This window comes from Salipaludibacillus neizhouensis (assembly GCF_002886185.1).
GTDB classification, from domain to species: Bacteria; Bacillota; Bacilli; order Bacillales; family Salisediminibacteriaceae; genus Salipaludibacillus; species Salipaludibacillus neizhouensis.
Genome location: NZ_KZ614146.1, coordinates 659,451 through 678,098, shown reverse-complemented (window position 1 = coordinate 678,098; position 18,648 = coordinate 659,451). Strand labels below are relative to the sequence as shown.

The following is an 18,648-nucleotide window of genomic DNA, read 5'->3' as shown; positions in this document are numbered from 1 at the left end:
GTTCATAACAAAGCTGTTATTTGTGTTTTTTACTGTTAAAACAAAAAAACACCCTAAGTGGGCATTTTTTTGATCGTAAACTAAATAATTTCTTCATATGCTTCGTGAGTGCTATAGGCCCTAGTATATAGATGCTCTACATCCTCATCCGTCAAAACCATTAGCTTTTCCATGGAAATAACCCTTACACTTGAAAGAAATTTTATCATGTTTTCTCGTTCTTGCCTTTGCATATCATCATCTCCGTCTCTGTTTTAATACAGTTATTTATTAATTAATTGTATTATATAACAGGTAAAGAATTAACGTCAACAGTTTTTTTATAAATTTTGTTAAACGTTGTTTTTAAAGAGATATACTACCACTGGATTTTTGTTTTACTGGATATCGAATTCGATCTTGGCGCAAGCTTGCCGCGAGCAATGATTCAGTCTCCACACGAAATAACTGAATCTCTTCCTCTTAAGCGACAACCGAGAGCGCCTGACTCGTTAAGTAAAACTCGTACATACGAGCGCTTGAGCAGCTTTTCCCGTGTTGGGGGGGCACTGCATTCGTTTCTTCGATTTTTTCAAACTGTTTCTTTAGAATCGAAACAAAAAGAGCGAAGCCATTTTTTAAATGGCTTCACTCTTTTTTATATCCACTATGCTAATTATGAACTCATTTCATTTACTGGTGCTTTTTGCCCTTTCATCCAGGTAATGAAGGATGAAATTCCTTCTCTAGATACGTTATGACCGGCATCAGCATCAATTTCAACGTGAATATGACTTAAGTCACTAAATTCTTCTAAAAATAATTTAACTCCTTGTATTGGAACTACACTATCCTTTTCACCATGCCAGAAAAATAGTTCCTTATCTTTTATAAGATCAGGTTTCAGTGATAAGTCAAAGTCTTTTAACTGTTTTACCCTTCCTGTCAACTCCTCTTCAGAAATAGGTAAAGACATAGAGGCCTGTTTTATATGCTGTATTTGCATTAATGCAAAATCAGTATATGCCGGGGTTCCCATCAATGAACCCGCTCTCTTAATCCAGTCGTATTGAGTCAGGGCACCTAGAGTTATAATTGCTCCCATCGATATGCCAGCCATTGAAATATCGTTTTTCTTAAATGGAAAGTAGTTATTAAGATCTACTTTAATTTTTTCGGACTCATAAATGCTCTGAATTACAATCTCCCAAAAAGATAACTCTCTTTGATTATTGGATAATCCATTTTGTCTTTCACCATGATGAACTGCATCAGGCAGAATTACTCGGAATCCTTCTTCGGCTAATAAATAAGCATATTGTAAATTATCTTCTTTCATACTTGTAAAACCATGCCAAAAAATAAGTAAAGGTTGCTGCACATCGATATTTTTCTGTTTCACTATATGTAATGAGGAAATATTTGCAAACTTTCTTTTTTCTACTATGATCAATTAGGCCACCCCGTAATCATTTAATTTGTTTCCCTGTTATAACTCCTTTAATCATGCAAAAATAAATAACAAATATTCATTGCTGTTTAATATGTAATTTCATCTAGATAAAATAATATAAAAAAAACTCCACATTTGTGGAGTTTTTTCATTGCTATTACTTTTGAACGTTAGCAGCTTGTGGGCCACGTTGTCCTTCTTCGATATCGAAAGTTACTGCTTGTCCTTCTTCAAGTGATTTGAAACCTTCACCTTGAATAGCGGAGAAGTGAACAAAAACGTCGTCTTGTCCTTCAACTTCGATAAAACCAAAACCTTTTTCTGCATTAAACCATTTAACTGTTCCTTGTGCCATGAATAAATCCTCCTGCGTGGGGTTTTCCCACAATTTGTATTACTATTTTTGTTCCTCATATACACTCAAGAGAAAAATCACTTTATAAAAAGCCATTTCTTCTTACAGTCATACTACCGAACAATAACTAGCTAATTATAGTATAGCATAATGTTATAAGAAATCAAATATAAATCTCCATATATTGGAGTGAATTATTAATGATTTCCGTAGTAATCATTTACTCAAAGAAAGATTTCTGTAAGAAATTTTCTTTGAACACTGTGCTATATTTTGAATTTAATAGACCCCTAAAGGGATCTATTAAGTTTATTACTTCTGAACGTTAGCAGCTTGTGGGCCACGTTGTCCTTCTTCGATATCGAAAGTTACTGCTTGACCTTCTTCAAGTGATTTGAAACCTTCACCTTGAATAGCGGAAAAGTGAACAAATACGTCGTCTTGTCCTTCAACTTCGATAAAACCGAAACCTTTTTCTGCGTTAAACCATTTTACTGTTCCTTCTGTCATGGAAATTCCTCCTGTGTGGGTGTTGCCCACGTTTTATTACTATTTGAGCTCTTCATTTATTCGTTCCAGAGGAAAATCACTTTTTAAAGCTTTTCTCTTTCAGTCATATCCGAACGTCAATAAGTTAATCTTAGTGTAGCATAGCTACCAAGAAAAAGAAACCTTTTAATACATATTGTTTTAAACGGTGTATTTTAAGGCTCTTAGTTATCTTTCCCCATTATCTCTAGAAATAAACTAGCAAAATAAGGATCCCATTGTGTTCCTTTTCCAGACTCAATGATATCCAGCGCTTTTGAGAAAGGCATTCCTTTCACATAAGGACGGTCTGATGTCATAGCATCAAAGGCATCCGCTACTGCAAGCACGCGTCCAAACAGAGGTATTTCATCTCCCGTAAGACCTTCCGGATAACCAAGTCCATCCATCCTTTCATGATGATATTTCACGCCTGGTAATATCGGTTTTAATTCTTCCGGAAGCAAAACTTGCTCCAGTATATTAGCTCCTATGATAGGATGCTGTTTAATCACGGTAAACTCCGCATCTGTCAATCTACTTTCTTTTAACAATATTTTGTCACGAATTCCGATTTTTCCAATGTCATGAAGTAAAGCTGATTTTTTTAATAAGTCTGTTTGCTTAGAAGTGAATCCTGCCTTTTCAGCAATTTTAACAGCATAGTCAGCTACCCTCGTAGAGTGACCTGCAGTATAAGGATCCCTGGCATCCAGAGTAGCCGCTATCACTGAAAAGAAACTCGATAATAACTGATCATTTCGATCATCTCTTTCCTGTATACCTCGAATCATATGATTATATCCTGTAATAAGACTGGCGAATTCATCGGAGTATGAGTTCGTCATTTCCTCGAAATGTCCATCTCTTGCTAAATCAAAACTACTTCGCAGTGACTGAATTGGCTCTTGGATGCTTGAATAAAGTAAGACAGCCCCACATATAGACACCCCCAAAATGATGACTACGATTAAAGACGCCCAACTCCAATAATTTTCGCTTTGTGCGGAATAATTTTCTACTGCTCTGATTTGTGAAGCTAAAATAAATAAAGAAACAGGAAAAGTTGCTGTAAATAACGTACTAACCAAAAGTTTTCTGCGAATACTTAAGAAGTACTTCCCTTCAATTGTCAGCGATTCTCCAATTGTACGTCTTGCCAAACCTTCAATCTTTTGAGCCATCTTCTGACACATATTATATGTAAGGAAAAACTCAATGAGAGCGTGCATAACTGCAATAAGAATAGCTCCAGCCCAAGCTAAACCTATATAATAATAATCTAAATTAATCAGATCAGTATATATGAATAAATAGGTCATCACTGAAGCCGGAATGGATAGACCTAACAAATGCGGCCCTAAAATTCTTTTCACAGTTAGCATTGGAAACCGATGTGTCGTAACGTATGCATGATCAAAATCTTTCTTTTGAGGGTTTTCTAATTTGAAAAATTCCCTTAATGGCTTAATATGCTTTCGATAAAGGGCAAACTCCCCAACAATCATAATAATTCCCGAAACTGCCATTATAAAAAGTAAATATCTAATCTCGAGAGATGATAAATCCAAGGTATGGAATATAAAAACACTTCCTACACCGAACACTGCTATGATAGATCCAATTATATAATTAAAAAACAATTTTTTCTGGAAATTCTGGAATTCTCTCAACGGATATCCTCCAACGTTAAACGACCTAAAATTTTATGAATGCGAGAATGAACAAATAAGTACCGGTTTTAAAACTGATATTTTTTTCCTACCTTATATTTTCTTTCTTTTTTCAATCTCTTCGGTAACCACAAATGCTAAATCGTCATTACCAAACATTTCAAGAACTCCTAATAACGTATCGTCGTGAATTTCCCCAGCCTCCTCCTTCGAGACAGTTAAATCAATACCTTGCTGAAGAGACGGATTGTTTACTTGTTCAGGATAAGCTTTTGTATATAAATCCATCGGCTCCAGATCATGGTTTACGCACCACTGAGCAAACACAAGTATCATCATTTGTTCTTCTTTCCGATAGTTTTGTATAATTTGGTCTTCTATTTCCTTTTTATCCATTTTATCCATTGGTTTCATATCCTCCATATTTTTTATTGTCATTACTACCTATTATAACGTCTTCCTAAAATCCTACAATCATTTGCTGTTTATTTCGATAGTAATTTTAAATAAACATGGAGGTAACCAGCACCAGTAATCATCTATATAAAGGCGTTATCTAGTTTTTCAAAAGCAATTTATGATACACTCATGCTGGAATAGTGGTCTATATTACAATACATGTCAGGAGTGTTTACCATGATAAATAAAAGCTCCCCCATACCAATTTATCATCAACTGGAAGAAAGAATAAAAACAGAAATAGAGGAAGGATCCCTTAAATCAGGTGATCTCCTTCCATCAGAACGTGAATATGCAGAAACTTTTAAAATAAGCAGAATGACGGTCCGACAGGCTATTTCAAACCTGGTTAGCAATGGATATGTATATCGTAAAAAAGGTACCGGAACATTCGTATCCCAGAAAAAATTCGAACAGATTCTTCCTGGTTTAACGAGTTTTACAGAAGATATGAAACGAAGAGGAATGGTACCAAGTAATGAGCTCGTCGAATTCTCTATACTTCCTGCACCAGAAGAGGTCGCACATGCTTTAGATATTAAAAACAGTGAATCTGTGTATAAAATTGAGCGCATTCGATTAGCGGATAACTTCCCAATGGCACTTGAAACAACATTTGTCTCGAAACACAGAATTGAAGGAATAACTGAAGAGATCGCACACACATCACTGTATGAATACTTTGAATCAACGCTGAATCTAAACATTGATCATGCAACACAATTAATTGAGTCTTCCATTATAAACTCCGAGGAAAAAAAGTTATTGCATATGAAAACCGGAGATCCCGTTCTCCTCATTCAACGAACAACTTATTTAGATGACGGCACACCACTAGAATTTGTTAAATCCGTCTATCGAGCTGATCGTTACCGCTTTATGATTGATATGAAACGATAGCTTGATGTCAAAAGGGCATGGAAAAAGTGAAACTCAACTTTTTCCATGCCCTTGCTAAAAATAGTCTTTAGTTATATCGACTGATCAAACTTTTCACCTTTACCAACAAACTTATTTTCGTGCTGTTTGGCAATCATAAGTAATCTCTCTTTAGATTCATTTCGTTCAAAATATTTCCCTTGCTTCGAGTGTTGCTTCAGGGCTTCAAAAAATTCCACCCGCTCCGCAGGGTCTGGTCCCTTTATTAAAGGTGAGGGGTAAGACTGCCGACTGCCGTAAATCATGGTCTGTTCATCTCTTAATGGAGGAATATAACCCATTGAGATCACCTCTTTCTGTATTAACCTATACCCCTCATCCTTATTTATAATCCTATTTATTTATCTTTTTTTAATTTCTTTCCACAGCCACAAGATGGTTTTTTTTTCTTTACCTTTAAAGGCCGTGTTCTAAGCTTCCCGTTATCTTTCTTCTTACTTGATGTTGTTTTCGTTCTGCTAATTATTGTTCTAACCATTTCCTTCACTCACTCCTTTATCTCTAAGTTATGATGGAACGAGATAATGAGTGAAGTACTCGGTTTTAGTTCTTCTTCTTTGCTGAATTTTTGCTTTCTTCTTCTCGAAAAGATGCTTGATAGGATTGAAAAAATTGATCGTACTTTTTTGCCAAAGGAACGACCTCAGATTCTTCGTTATCTTCTGTAGCTATTTCTGTTTTTGCAACTTGATTTTCTTCTTCGTCACCTTCAGGATCCCTTTTCTCCGAGCTATTCATTTCTTCTTTCAATCGATTTAATTCCGATTGAGTGCTATGCAGGTGTTCTTTCATTTTTTCTAAAAGTTTATCTTTTTCAGTTAATTGTTTTCTGCACGTTTGCTTCTCTTGAAACAAAGCACGATTGCTTTTTTCTAACGTCTCATTCTTTGCCAGGGCATTATCGTATTTCTCCTCTAACGCTTTCATCATATTCACTTGGTAATTGTTTTCGAGTTTCTCGACTTTCTTCATATACTTTACTAGCTCCGACTTGAAATATATTATTTGTTGCTGCAGTTGAACTTTATCTGATTGACCGACATTACTTTTATCCATATAAATCCCTCCTAGGTATTGATCCTATTCTCGTTCATATGTATATGTTCATTTGTCTCATAACTTTCCTATAAGAAGATTGCGCCCTATTCCTGCACAAATTTACGCCTAATTCATAAACTGAAGTAGTCACTTGAATAAATACTAAGAAAGAAAGGATGTTTCTCCATATGGAAAAATTTGCGCCTCTATGTATTAGAGCAGATAAATTGTTTGACTGGGTTACGCGTAGAATCGAAAAGACTTTTGACTTTGATCAAGATGATATTAACTTTTTCGATGGCAGAAAATCAGAAATTAATCCGTGCGAATTCTTTGATGATCCCGATGATGTGGAGGTAGATATTAAGAATGTTGATATTGAGTGTGATCAAGTAGGTTCTAGACAAGATGTATATCTTCCCGAATTAGAATTGGAACTTCAAGAAGTACGCATTAAGAAGCAAGGATCATTTCAAGTAGTCCTTGCAGGAGAACACAAAGGGAAAGAACGAACTCTTACTTCTAGTCCTGTGAACGTCTGCTTCTTCGAACGCTTTATTTTATGCGCTCCTGAATCGACGGAAATCTCTTGTGAAGTATATGATGCCGGAGGAAGCGGCGCATTACTATGTGTAGATAATGATAATGGTGACTTTGAATTATCTCTCTCTCTTTTGATTTGTCAATCCGTTCAAGTATCAGCAGATGTCATCATGGAAGTTGAAGGAAAAATATGCCGACCTAGAAATGATATTGTTTTACCGGTTGATCACGTATGTGATGAAATTCCATTTCCAAAGCAATGTCCTCAAATATTCCCAGCAGAGTCTAAATAAGAAAAACGGCATAGGCGTCTTTTATTAAATACAGCGTCAGCTTCCACCGCCCCGAGTAGCACCTACGTAGTACGTGTAGGTGCTACTCGAAAGGGGGTGGGTTTCCCTTGATACTTGCGGTGTGAAGGTAGCTGCCAATTTTATAAATACTTATCGTCTAAAAACCATACTAGTAAGCCTTTACCCAAGGATGTTTCATAAGGTCTTCCATAACCTTATGAAACATCCTCTTTTTTACTTCTTCTTTCCAATCTAGTTGCATACGTATCAATAATTATTAAAACTAGGAGGGAAGTCTATATCATGGAAGAAGATCCACTTTTCACTAGAAGTAATACTAGGTTTACATCCATTCAGTTAAAACAGCATCTTCTCTATTACCGTTCTGAAATGCAAAAGTATAAAAGTCATATAAAAAAGCTAGAACGGCGTCTGGACAAAGAAAAGTTAGAAGAAGATTTAAAAATAGAAGAGGAACAGGCCAAGAAACCACAAGGATCTGAGATAAGTGCACATGCCTTTTTATCCTATACGCTTTTTCTTCCCAAGGACGCAAAAGAAAGCGATCCTACTATTCACGCCATTGGGCATTATCACTTTAAAAACACTGGTACGGTGACTCTAGTAGATCCATTTATTTGTTTTAAGGTCTCTCCCTCCACTAACGTACAATTAGGAGGGAAAATAGATTATAAAAAAGATGATACTAGTTTTTCAAATATGCTTGCTCCTCTTGAGAAGTGGCAGTATATTCAAGAAAATTGGAAGGATGTTGTAGCAGATAAAGGCGAACATTGGCTCAAACCGATGCACGTAAAGGAAATTGAACCTGGGGAGACTGCAAGCTTTCAACAATTTGACTTTACTTTCTCTCCACAAGAAGATCATTCCCGTTACGTCGTTGACGCATTTTTCTATGCAGTTCAAATACCTCATGGAATCAAATCCGACACATCCATCTCATTCTATTACAAATAACCTAAAAGGACCTCTTGTTAAGGTTTCATAAAAAGGACCTCTTTTTAAGAGGTAAGTTGATAGCTCTCTTACGCCACATGTATCAAGGGTCCTCCCCTTTTTCCCGAGTACACCTACACGTATTTCAAAGGTGCTACTCGGAGTGGCGAAAATTCACGCTGCATTTTTCTAATTTTATAAATGTAAAAATAAATTAAAAATAAGTAACATAAATTTCATCTATCACTGCTGCAATAGCAGCTATAGACAAGGTAAATGCTAAAATAATCGTTATCTCCGGAAATATCCAATACATCCCAATGAAAACAAAAGAGACCCATATGGATAAACACCAATGGCATATAAATAACTGACCAAGAAATTTTTGAACTCCTCTCCCTTTTGCTAAGATAAGCCATTCCAATTCGCCACTTTCTTCATTTACTACTTCTTTTTCTTCAAGAAATTTCCCACGAAACCTTTCTGTGATTTTGTCATAAATAACTAAATGTGTTATCCGGAAAACCGCTAACCCTAATAAAACTAAATGAAGCCAAGATATCTCCATGATTTATTACTCCTTTCTCTTACTCTTTACAATATGTTCAGACTGAGAAAGGATTTCATAAAATACCTACATTGAAAGAAATAGGATGAAATGACTATGAACAGCGTCAGCTTCCGTACTGACTCCATTCAAAATGATCTCTCCGTCTAACTTTGGATAAACTAGGGCGGATCCCCAACTCTGTCCGAATGGATACAGCAATCTCTAAAATTAAAATTTTATAAATTATGGGCTCAAAAAAAGTCCCCACGAATTGTAAAAACAATTCGTGGGGACTTTCTGTACTACAGAATTTACTAACATTCTTACATAAGACCTGTTACATGATAGCCGCTATCTACATGCAGCATCTCTCCTGTTATTCCTTTAGACAAATCGCTCATTAAGAATAACGCAGTATCACCGATTTCTTCTGTCGTCACCGTCCGTTTTAGAGGAGACTTCGCTTCTATTTCTTTTAATACTTCATTAAATCCGCCAATACCTTTTGCTGACAGTGTACGAATAGGTCCTGCTGAAATAGAATTCACTCTAATATTTTCCTTTCCGAGATCATTTGCTAAATATTTTACACTTGCATCGAGGCTTGCTTTTGCAACACCCATTACATTGTAGTTTTTCACGACACGTTCTCCGCCTAAATAAGTGAGGGTAACAATACTTCCGCCTTCAACCATTAACGGTCGAGCTGCTTTCGTTACGGCTGTCAAAGAATAGGCACTTATGTTTTGGGACAACAAAAATCCTTCTCTTGTCGTATTTAAATATTCTCCATCAAGTTCCTCTTTATTCGCAAAGGCTATACAGTGAGCGATACCATGAATCGTACCAATCTTACCTTTAATATCAGTAAATGTCTTTTCGATCTCTTCATCACTTGTAATATCACAAGGTAATACGAGATGATCATGTCCGTTATCTATTGTATTCGCCAAATCGCGAACATTTTTCTCAAGTCGTTCACCTGCGTATGTAAACACCAGTTTTGCTCCTGCTTTTGCTAAAGATTGGGCAATCCCCCATGCAATACTTCTTTTATTGGCTACTCCCATAACTATATAGGTTCGTTGACTTAAATCAATTTTCATTCTTTTTCCTCCTCAGGGCATATACTAGTTATTAGTACTTGGTCATAATTTTACTCGCAATCCCTGTCCTAGTCAATGTCACATTAGGTTAATAATCAACAACCTGTAAGAAAAACTCCATTGCAGTCTTTGAAAAACCTAAGTCTTTTTTATTAATTTGTAGCTTTATTATCACGAAAGGCTGTTTAGAAGAATGGCCGCTCGCTTTCCGTGGATGATCCGCGAGGCTCCTCGAGCAGTTTACAGATCCGTTGAAATTTGTTTTTCAACTAATAATTTGAGATTATAGATCTATAAAAGTCTGCTGGGAGGCACTAATGGAAAAATATGATGTAATTGGTGACATACACGGGTGTTTCAAAGAAATGGAAGAGCTTCTTCAAGAGCTTGGTTATTCTGTTTCAGAAAAATCCATCGCTCACCCGGATTCTAGAATTCCTGTGTTTTTAGGTGATTTAACTGACCGAGGTCCCGCTTCCGTTAAAGTTTTAACTCAAGTGTGTAACTGGATTTTAGCTGGCCACGCTTTATATTGTCCTGGAAACCATTGTGACAAATTGTATCGGTATTTTCAAGGCAGAAATGTTCAACTTAAAAACGGTTTAGAAACAACCGTTTCTGAACTAGAGCAGTTACCATTAAAAAACAGAAAAGCTATTTCCCATCAATTTAAAAAAGTATATGAACAGTCGCCTTTATATTTAGTTCTTGATCAAGGCAGCTTAGTTGTAGCCCATGCTGGTATTCGCCCTGATATGATCGGCGAAAAGAATAAACGCGTAAAAACATTTGTATTATATGGGGATATAACAGGAGAGACGCTTCCTGATGGAAGGCCCGTTCGAAGAGACTGGGCATCAAACTATCCGAGCAATTCACATATTATTTATGGTCACACTCCGGTTAAAACTGCTAGAAAAGTCGGTAAAACATTTAATATTGATACAGGATGTGTATTTGGAGGATCGCTAACAGCCTTTCGATGGCCCGAGTTAACAACCACTTCCGTTGATTCTCACCAACCATACGCAAGTGAAAGGTTTCATTTATATAATTAAATGAAACCTTTCACATTCAAAATATAGGAAAGTCTAAAGGAAGTTCAGCTTTAAAAATCATCTTTTCCTGAGTGACTGGGTGCTTAAATGATAGTTCAGAGGAATGTAGTGCGTGTCGGGACATTTTTCCTTTTGTCCCTCCATATAATGTATCCCCTTCAAGTGGATGACCAAGCCAAGCCATATGTACCCGAATTTGGTGAGTCCTCCCCGTATCCAATTTAACTTTGACAAGTGTGGAGTCTTTGTCAGTTGCTAAGCATTCATAGTGAGTCCGCGCATATTTTCCTTTCTCATTAACTTCTCGTTCAATAATACTTGATTCTTTCCTTGCAATAGGCGCAATAATTGTACCGAAACGCCATCGCATGGATTTATTAACGATAGCTAAATAAGTTCGGCTGACAGGTGTTTCTTTTCGTTTACGAAATAACTCTTGTGCCAACCGATGTTTTGCTATGAGTAATAATCCAGACGTATCACGATCCAGCCTATTTAAAGGATGGAAGGTAGATTTCCAGCCGATTTCTTGATAATAATGAAGCACAGCACCAGCAAGTGAAGGCTCCGTATTATCCCTAGTAGGAATTGTAACGAGTGAGGCTGGTTTATCAACAATCATAATGTGGTCGTCTTCAAAAATAATCGACAAAGGGATCTTCACAGGTACTATGTTCTTACTCACTTGTTCAGCAGGAAGAATGATGAGAACATTATCCTCTGCTTTTAACACATACCGTACCGTTTCGATTTTATTATTTACTACTATTTTTCCACCACAAAATTTAATATCAGCGAGCATTTTTCTCGAAATACCTTGACTATTCCGGAGAAATTCTTTCAGTGTCATACCTTCTATTTCCTCAGCAATGTTCCATGATAGTTTCATTTTAAGCAACTTTTCATTCTGCTATAAATGATTCTTTCACTCGTTTCCAGAAAGGAAAAGGACGAAACCTCGCAAAACGAACTGTTTCTTCCGCGACACGGCACTGGATAGACTTCACCTTTTTTTGAACAAGTGTGCGATGATCGATGGTTACTTGAAAATCAACATCACTTTTTGGCTTTAATATGCACGTATGGTGCTGCGGCAGAACAAGTGGAGAACCTACTGTTCTGTAGACACGATTGTTAATAGAAGCCATTTCAGCTAATTGAAGACATGATAGCGATGGATGCAAAATCGCACCTCCCAACGCTTTATTGTAGGCAGTACTCCCAGAAGGAGTAGATATACAAAGTCCGTCCCCACGGAAGGTTTCAAATAAGTCCCCTTTAATCTCAATATCCATGACCAGTGAGCCGACCATACTTTTAACAGTACACTCATTTAAAGCCATAAACCGTTCAGGCTCTTGATCACCGTGATGTCGCACAATCACTTCTAAAATAGGATATTCAACGATCTTATAGGGAGTCTTCGCTATATGAATGACTAATTTTTCGACCTCCTCTGGTTTCCAGTCTGCATAAAAACCTAAATGGCCCGTATGAACACCAACAAAGGCAGTTTCCGAAAGTCTGTTATTGTATTCATGAAATGCTTCTAGAAGTGTGCCATCTCCACCAACAGAGATAACAATATCTGGCTCTGATTTATCCATTTCTAATTCAAATTCCTGAAGGTAATTTTTAATTTTTTGTGTAAGAATATTGGAATTATTATCTCCTCTGGAACGAACATTAAACTTCATATTATGATCTCCCTTCAAAAATTATGGTCTTTTTCTAAGTGAATCTCTTTGCTTTGACATAATTTGTTCCGCTTCTTGCACCTCACCCCGAATTTTGGACATCTCCTCATCCAATTGGAAGGCAGCCTCAGCAGCCCTTTGAAGTCGATCTTCTATTTCCTGTGGAATTTTCCCGGAATATTTATATTGTAATGAATGTTCAATTGTCGCCCAAAAATTCATTGCTAACGTCCGGATTTGTAGTTCGACTAAGATTCTTTTCTCCCCTTCAATTGTCTGAACGGGATAGCGAAGAATCATATGAAAAGAACGATAGCCACTACGTTTCTCGTGTTTAATGTAGTCTCGTTCTTCTTCAATTTCAAAATCTGTGCGTGATGTGATCAGTTTAACGACAGTATCAATGTCACCAACAAACTGACACATAATTCGAACCCCAGCCAAATCTTGCATCTCTTCTTCCAATTCATTCAAAGAAATATGTTTACGTTTTGCTTTTTCTAAAATACTTGAAATCGGTTTTACTCTCCCAGTGACAAATTCAATTGGCGTATGCTTTGTAGATAATTGATATTCGTCACGTATTCCTTTAAGTTTAATTTTAAGTTCCTCTACTGCTTGTTTATAAGGAGTGAGCATGACATCCCAATCCATCATAGTAAGTCACCACCAATATTTCATTTATGTAAATTTATACTGTTTGCATCTTTCTAGTTCTCATTTTATCATATTAAATATGGTATCATAAGGAAAGCATAACCGCTTTAGATACATGTATACAATCCTACTACTTTAACTAGTTTGCAATATGTCAAAAAGCAGTCTCTTGTCCTTTACCAATATACCCCTACCATGTTGAAATGGTGATTGTTAATTCAATGGAGGTATGGAATAATAATAAGGATCTAAAAATTCTTAATATGAAGGTGAGTTAATTTGAGCCAAGAAATTGAAATCGAATTTAAAAACCTTATTTCAGAACTTACTTATTCAAAGTTACTTAGATACTATTCACCTAATAGTTCCCCTATTTTTGAACAAGTCAACCACTATTTTGACACTAAAAATATGGGCTTACAAGCTAAACAATCTGCACTTAGAGTCCGATATAAGGGAAAGAAGTTTATCCTAACACTTAAACAGCCACATAAAATTGGTTTACTTGAAACACACCAATTATTAAATGAAGACGAATTTAAAATACTTAAACAAAAAGGGACAATTCCTAGTGGTGAAGTTTCTCATCAACTTGAGTCTTTATTGGAACTTCCTTTTGGTAAACTTAACCTTCAATACTTAGGAAAACTTACCACAGAAAGAACAGAATGCAACCTTCCTGAAGGCTTATTAGTCTTAGATAAAAGTTTTTATTTCGATTGCACAGATTTTGAAATGGAATTTGAGTGCACAGAAGAAACCGCAGGTCGTAAAGCTTTCGAAGATCTATTGAAATCTTGGAGTTTGACTTGGACAGAACCTCCAAATAAAATTGAACGTTTTTATAAAGAAAAATTAAAAAGAAACTAATCAGAGGAGCAAAACATGGATACAAACTTCATGAATAATTATTATCAATGGCAAGTCTTTCAATCCTGGGGCAAAACTCAATTAGATAAATTAAATAATACTGGTTCTTCCAGTTCTTCTTCTGAAGGAGTATTCAATCAAATTTTACAGCAACAACTTTCTACTTTCGAAATGAAGGAAAGTAATCATATACAAAATGAACTCCTGCAGCTTAAGCCAATATCATCTATGGGAATTGCTGCATCCGATATGGTTAGCCAATCTTCCCAAGATAAAGAGATCCTCCCTTTAATAAAAAAGGCCGCTGATAAACATGGTGTTGATGAGCAACTCATCTATTCAATTATCAAGCACGAATCTGGTTTTAAACCCCAAGCAACTAGTCACGCCGGTGCTCAGGGACTTATGCAACTTATGCCTCAAACTGCCAAAGGATTAGGTGTCAAAAACAGCTATGATCCAGAGCAAAATATTGACGGAGGCACACGATATATTAAAGCGATGTTAGATAAATATAACGGTAATGTATCTCTTGCATTAGCCGCCTATAATGCTGGCCCTGGAAATGTGGACAAGCACGGAGGAATTCCTCCTTTTAAAGAGACACAAGCTTATGTTCCCAGGGTTATGGGGAGCTATGAACAATTAACAAATAAATCTTATGTATAAGTGTAAAAGTTCGATCCTTATGGATTGAACTTTTTTTGTACACATAATATTTATATAACAAATAAATTGTTATGTACACTCTGCTCTTCCATTAATAAAGCAATAAATTACCATATTTTCACGTTATAGTTCATATTTGTTGCCACAGTATAAATGCCTTGCTACAATAATTATAGTATCTGAAATAAAAGGGGAACAACATGACTGGATATAATAAAACAACTCCTTACGAATTATTAGGAGAAGATCGATTAATTTCTTTAGTAGACAGGTTTTATAAGTTAGTATCAGAACATCCTGATTTAACCCCTATATTTCCTGATGACTTTACCGAAACTGCACGTAAACAAAAGCAATTTTTAACCCAGTTTTTTGGAGGTCCATCTTTGTATACTGAGGAACATGGTCATCCAATGCTGCGTGCAAGACATATGCCATTTGAAATCACACCTGCCAGAGCAGATTCATGGCTCTCATGTATGGCTCAGGCACTAGTTGATACAAATATCGAGGAACCTTTGCGAAACGCTATGTTTGAGAGGCTATCCTACACAGCAAAACATATGATTAACAGCGAAAATCCTGACAATCACACCACAGATACCGCTCAAAGGAGGAATAAAACATGACTTTAGACCAAGGGACATTTTATTGTTATGATGATTTGGGTATTTGTTGTCCTACCGACCCAGAATCCTTTTACACCACTAATAATAAAAAAAAACCTGTGGAAATATACGTGTTTATCGATCCTTTATGCCCAGAATGCTGGTCGTTAGAGCCTGTGATTAAGAAACTTCAGATGGAATACTCTAACTACTTCACGATTAAAACACTACTGGGTAATGAAATGCGATCTTTCAACACTCCAGTTGGTTCTAAATACAATGCCCGCGTTCAAGAAATGGCAAAATCCTATCACGAAACCGCCTGTCGCACAGGAATGCCATGTGATGGGGATGTGTGGTATGAAAATCGCCTGACTACTCCTTATTCAGCAATTCTTGCAATTAAAGCAGCTGAATTACAGGGAATAGCCATTGGCTCTAAATTCTTGAGGCGCGTCAGAGAGGCTTTATTTTTACACAAACAGAATATTGCCGAAGAAGAAGTGCTTATATCCTGTGCTAAGAATGTAAAAGGATTAGATGTTAATGAATTTGCCAATGACCTTCATTCTGAAGCAGCTAAAAAAGCATTAAATTCTGACGTAAGGACTACCAAAGAAATGGACGTAGAAACATTACCCACAATGGTGTTCTTTAATGATGATATAGATGAACCAGGATTAAAGGTGCAAGGGTTATATAATTATCAGATCTATGTGGATATTATTGCAGATATGATCGGCAAAAAACCGGAAAAATGCCCTCCCTTATCTTTAAAGCAATTTATTTCTTTTTATTCTCTCGTTGCGTCAAAAGAAATATCAGTTGTTTTCGATATGTCGATGGAAATGGTTCATAAAGAAATGAAAAAACTGCAACTACAACAACAAGTCGAAGAAATTCAAACAAAGCACGGCTCATTATGGAAATTTATCGGCTGACATATAGATGATTACTTGCCCGCGAGGAAACTCTCGGGCATTTTTATGTTTCGTATCCATTATTAGGTTAATTCTAGTCCTAAACTTGCATATGTATTTTATTAAGAGTTTAAACTTTACTGCAGTTTTTTCAAGGGGGGGTTCAAATGAAATTGACTTGGGCAGGAATTGCATTTATTTTAGTTAGTTTCTATTTTACATTCATTGGGTTACTACAATTATTTCCTATTTGGATTTCTGCTCCTTGTTTATTTATATCTATTCTATTTACTATTCATCAATTCACTAATCGACATAGATTCCGTGGTTTTTAAAGGAGGCCATCTTCTAATAAGTTAAGTTATTGCTATAATGAAGGTGAAGATAAAGAACAATATTAAAAACTGTTGAGATAGTAACATTACTACCTCAACAGATCTAAAATATTATTTTTCGAACAGCAATGACTCCAATTCATCCAATGTTTTTTCGAATACATTTAACGCTTGTTGAATTGGCTCTGCTGACGTCATATCTACACCAGCCTCCTTAAGGACTTCAATCGGATAGTCGGAGTTGCCTGCCTTCAAAAAGTCCGTAAACCTTTCAACTGCTGGCTCTCCTTCTTCTAGTATTTGGTTTGCCAGTGCTGTAGCAGCGCTATAGCCTGTGGCATATTGATAAACATAAAAGTTCATATAAAAGTGAGGAATTCTCGCCCATTCTAATCCAATTTGGTCATCAATGACAATATTTTCACCAAAGTATTTTTTATTTAACTGATAGTAAGCTTCGCTCAACGTATCTGGAGTTAATGGCTCACCATTCTGCGCTTTTTCATGAATAATTTGTTCGAACTCTGCAAACATTGTTTGTCTAAAAACCGTTCCCCTAAACCCTTCCATGAAATTATTCAGTAAGTATAGTCGACGTTGCTTATCTTCTTCTTTGTTAAGTAGATAGTTATTCAGTAATGCTTCATTTGTAGTTGAAGCTACTTCAGCAACAAAAATAGAATAGTCAGCGTAGGGTAATGGTTGATGTTTTCTTGTATAATAACTGTGAACAGAGTGCCCGAACTCATGTGCCAACGTAAAAAGATTATTGACATTATCCTGCCAATTCATTAACACATACGGCTTTGTTCCAAATGTACCCGAAGAATAGGCACCACTTCTTTTTCCAAGGTTTTCTTCTACATCTACCCAACGGTTTTCAAGACCCTCTTTAACGATCGAATTATATTCTGCTCCAAGTCCTTCTAAACCTTTTACCATTAGCTCTTTCGCTTCTTTATAAGAAACGTCCATCTTCACATCTTTCACAATAGGTGTATATAAATCATACATATGGAGTTCCTCCACTCCTAAAGCCTTTTTACGGATGTCCACATATCTGTGTAAAAGATGAAGGTTATTATTTACTGTAGAAACTAATTGGTCATAGACTATTTCTGGGATATGATTTTCACTAAGTGCCGCTTGTCTTGCTGAAGCGTATTTTCTAATGTTCGCGTTGAATATATTCTTTTTAACGTTTCCACTAAGAGTACTTGCAAACGTATTCTTATAATTATCGTATGTTGCATAGACTGCTTTAAAAGCATCTTCTCGTACTTCTCTGTTATCACTTTGAAGAAAATTGAGAAGCCTGCCATGCGTTATTTCTGCATCATTTCCATCTTCATCTTTAATCGTTGGAAATTTCATGTCTGCATTATTTAGCATCCCAAAAGTTGTAGAAGGTGCATCCGTTACTTCTCCAACTTGAGCTAACAATGATTCTTCTTTCGCTGTTAAAACATGTGGACGCTTATGATTTAATCGTTCTAACAAATGCTCATATAATTCAAGCTCCGGAGTCTCTTTTAAGAACTTATCTAATGTTTCTTGTGGAATGGATAGAAGTTCAGGTGTTAAAAAGGAAGCAGCTTGACTTACTTGAGAGAGCAATTGGCTGGCTCTGTCATTAAGTCCTTGATAAAAAGAGTTTCTTGTATCCTGGTCATATCGCATATGAGCATAGCTATATAGCTTACCAAGTTTTTCGGAAACTTTATCCTGATACTTCAACGCATGGAATAATTGCATCCCTGAATCGCCAAGAGTTCCCTTATAGGAACTTACTTCCGGCAACATTGCCTTTATCTCTTGAAATTGATTTTCCCACTCCTCATCCGTGGCAAAGATATCCTCTAAATCCCACGTGTTTTCCTTTAAAACCTCTTCTCTCTTAGGTAAACCTGTCGTTTTTGTCATGTTTTTCAACATACCTCCATTTATTAATATAATTTGGG

General features: G+C 36.2%; 23 protein-coding genes. 9 read left to right on the top strand and 14 right to left on the bottom strand.

What is annotated here, in order from left to right; genetic code table 11:
• Positions 1–80 precede the first annotated feature (80 nt).
• The 6 genes from CEF18_RS03075 to CEF18_RS03050 form a co-directional block, all read right to left on the bottom strand.
• Positions 81–233: a BH0509 family protein gene (locus CEF18_RS03075; protein WP_110935130.1), complete on the bottom strand. Its 153-nt coding sequence runs from the start codon at positions 231–233 to the stop codon at positions 81–83.
• Positions 234–655: 422 nt separating this feature from the next.
• On the bottom strand, positions 656–1,432 hold the full coding sequence (locus CEF18_RS03070) for an alpha/beta hydrolase family protein (protein ID WP_110935129.1): 777 nt from the start codon (positions 1,430–1,432) through the stop codon (positions 656–658).
• 157 nt (positions 1,433–1,589) lie between these two features.
• On the bottom strand, positions 1,590–1,787 hold the full coding sequence (locus CEF18_RS03065; protein ID WP_110935128.1) for a cold-shock protein: 198 nt from the start codon (positions 1,785–1,787) through the stop codon (positions 1,590–1,592).
• Positions 1,788–2,099: 312 nt separating this feature from the next.
• On the bottom strand, positions 2,100–2,297 hold the full coding sequence (locus CEF18_RS03060; protein ID WP_110935127.1) for a cold-shock protein: 198 nt from the start codon (positions 2,295–2,297) through the stop codon (positions 2,100–2,102).
• Between the two features lie 203 nt (positions 2,298–2,500).
• On the bottom strand, positions 2,501–3,988 hold the full coding sequence (locus CEF18_RS03055; protein ID WP_110935126.1) for an HD-GYP domain-containing protein: 1,488 nt from the start codon (positions 3,986–3,988) through the stop codon (positions 2,501–2,503).
• A 93-nt stretch (positions 3,989–4,081) separates the two neighbouring features.
• Entirely contained in the window at positions 4,082–4,384 is a 303-nt protein-coding gene (locus CEF18_RS03050; RefSeq protein ID WP_110937567.1) for a hypothetical protein, read from the bottom strand.
• Between the two features lie 240 nt (positions 4,385–4,624).
• On the opposite strand from CEF18_RS03050, the gene CEF18_RS03045 reads away from it, so the two are divergent.
• The gene (locus tag CEF18_RS03045; RefSeq protein ID WP_110935125.1) at positions 4,625–5,347 is read left to right on the top strand and encodes a GntR family transcriptional regulator; all 723 of its coding nucleotides are present in this window, start codon (positions 4,625–4,627) and stop codon (positions 5,345–5,347) included.
• Positions 5,348–5,418: 71 nt separating this feature from the next.
• Here CEF18_RS03045 and CEF18_RS03040 read toward each other — a convergent pair whose 3' ends face one another.
• Both CEF18_RS03040 and CEF18_RS03035 read right to left on the bottom strand, forming a co-directional pair.
• Positions 5,419–5,667: a hypothetical protein gene (locus tag CEF18_RS03040; RefSeq protein ID WP_110935124.1), complete on the bottom strand. Its 249-nt coding sequence runs from the start codon at positions 5,665–5,667 to the stop codon at positions 5,419–5,421.
• Between the two features lie 262 nt (positions 5,668–5,929).
• Positions 5,930–6,442 carry a hypothetical protein gene (locus CEF18_RS03035; RefSeq protein ID WP_110935123.1) on the bottom strand — a complete coding sequence of 171 codons (513 nt, stop codon included), beginning with the start codon at positions 6,440–6,442 and terminating at the stop codon, positions 5,930–5,932.
• A 170-nt stretch (positions 6,443–6,612) separates the two neighbouring features.
• On the opposite strand from CEF18_RS03035, the gene CEF18_RS03030 reads away from it, so the two are divergent.
• Together CEF18_RS03030 and CEF18_RS03025 are read left to right on the top strand one after the other, a co-directional pair.
• Positions 6,613–7,260, top strand: a complete 648-nt coding sequence (locus CEF18_RS03030) for a BMQ_0737 family morphogenetic spore coat protein (protein ID WP_110935122.1) — start codon at positions 6,613–6,615, stop codon at positions 7,258–7,260.
• A gap of 303 nt (positions 7,261–7,563) precedes the next feature.
• Complete coding sequence (locus tag CEF18_RS03025) at positions 7,564–8,238, top strand: hypothetical protein (protein WP_110935121.1); 675 nt, start codon at positions 7,564–7,566, stop codon at positions 8,236–8,238.
• Positions 8,239–8,431: 193 nt separating this feature from the next.
• On the opposite strand, the gene CEF18_RS03020 is transcribed toward CEF18_RS03025, so the two are convergent.
• Together CEF18_RS03020 and fabI are read right to left on the bottom strand one after the other, a co-directional pair.
• Entirely contained in the window at positions 8,432–8,785 is a 354-nt protein-coding gene (locus tag CEF18_RS03020) for a DUF1360 domain-containing protein (protein ID WP_110935120.1), read from the bottom strand.
• A gap of 305 nt (positions 8,786–9,090) precedes the next feature.
• Entirely contained in the window at positions 9,091–9,873 is a 783-nt protein-coding gene (gene fabI, locus CEF18_RS03015; protein WP_110935119.1) for an enoyl-ACP reductase FabI, read from the bottom strand.
• A gap of 317 nt (positions 9,874–10,190) precedes the next feature.
• Here fabI and prpE point away from each other — a divergent pair, with 317 nt between their 5' ends.
• On the top strand, positions 10,191–10,931 hold the full coding sequence (gene prpE / locus CEF18_RS03010) for a bis(5'-nucleosyl)-tetraphosphatase PrpE (protein ID WP_110935118.1): 741 nt from the start codon (positions 10,191–10,193) through the stop codon (positions 10,929–10,931).
• A 16-nt stretch (positions 10,932–10,947) separates the two neighbouring features.
• On the opposite strand, the gene CEF18_RS03005 is transcribed toward prpE, so the two are convergent.
• Genes CEF18_RS03005 through CEF18_RS02995 form a run of 3 tightly spaced genes read right to left on the bottom strand, consistent with a single transcriptional unit; the run spans position 10,948 to position 13,285 of the window.
• Positions 10,948–11,820: an RluA family pseudouridine synthase gene (locus CEF18_RS03005; RefSeq protein WP_110935117.1), complete on the bottom strand. Its 873-nt coding sequence runs from the start codon at positions 11,818–11,820 to the stop codon at positions 10,948–10,950.
• Between the two features lie 13 nt (positions 11,821–11,833).
• Positions 11,834–12,628 carry an NAD kinase gene (locus CEF18_RS03000; protein WP_110935116.1) on the bottom strand — a complete coding sequence of 265 codons (795 nt, stop codon included), beginning with the start codon at positions 12,626–12,628 and terminating at the stop codon, positions 11,834–11,836.
• 21 nt (positions 12,629–12,649) lie between these two features.
• Positions 12,650–13,285, bottom strand: coding sequence for a GTP pyrophosphokinase (locus CEF18_RS02995; RefSeq protein ID WP_110935115.1), 636 nt, complete (start codon positions 13,283–13,285; stop codon positions 12,650–12,652).
• A 279-nt stretch (positions 13,286–13,564) separates the two neighbouring features.
• On the opposite strand from CEF18_RS02995, the gene CEF18_RS02990 reads away from it, so the two are divergent.
• The 5 genes from CEF18_RS02990 to CEF18_RS25690 all read left to right on the top strand — a co-directional run bounded on the left by CEF18_RS02990 (position 13,565) and on the right by CEF18_RS25690 (position 16,687).
• Positions 13,565–14,155, top strand: a complete 591-nt coding sequence (locus CEF18_RS02990) for a CYTH domain-containing protein (protein WP_110935114.1) — start codon at positions 13,565–13,567, stop codon at positions 14,153–14,155.
• Positions 14,156–14,170: 15 nt separating this feature from the next.
• The gene (locus tag CEF18_RS26935; protein ID WP_110935113.1) at positions 14,171–14,824 is read left to right on the top strand and encodes a lytic transglycosylase domain-containing protein; all 654 of its coding nucleotides are present in this window, start codon (positions 14,171–14,173) and stop codon (positions 14,822–14,824) included.
• 200 nt (positions 14,825–15,024) lie between these two features.
• Positions 15,025–15,453, top strand: coding sequence for a globin domain-containing protein (locus CEF18_RS02980; protein WP_110935112.1), 429 nt, complete (start codon positions 15,025–15,027; stop codon positions 15,451–15,453).
• Entirely contained in the window at positions 15,450–16,373 is a 924-nt protein-coding gene (locus CEF18_RS02975; RefSeq protein ID WP_110935111.1) for a ClpXP adapter SpxH family protein, read from the top strand. Before CEF18_RS02980 ends, CEF18_RS02975 begins: the two co-directional genes overlap by 4 nt.
• A gap of 146 nt (positions 16,374–16,519) precedes the next feature.
• The gene (locus tag CEF18_RS25690) at positions 16,520–16,687 is read left to right on the top strand and encodes a hypothetical protein (RefSeq protein ID WP_183041043.1); all 168 of its coding nucleotides are present in this window, start codon (positions 16,520–16,522) and stop codon (positions 16,685–16,687) included.
• A gap of 111 nt (positions 16,688–16,798) precedes the next feature.
• Here CEF18_RS25690 and pepF read toward each other — a convergent pair whose 3' ends face one another.
• Positions 16,799–18,622: an oligoendopeptidase F gene (gene pepF / locus CEF18_RS02970; protein WP_110935110.1), complete on the bottom strand. Its 1,824-nt coding sequence runs from the start codon at positions 18,620–18,622 to the stop codon at positions 16,799–16,801.
• Between the last annotated feature and the right edge of the window lie 26 nt (positions 18,623–18,648).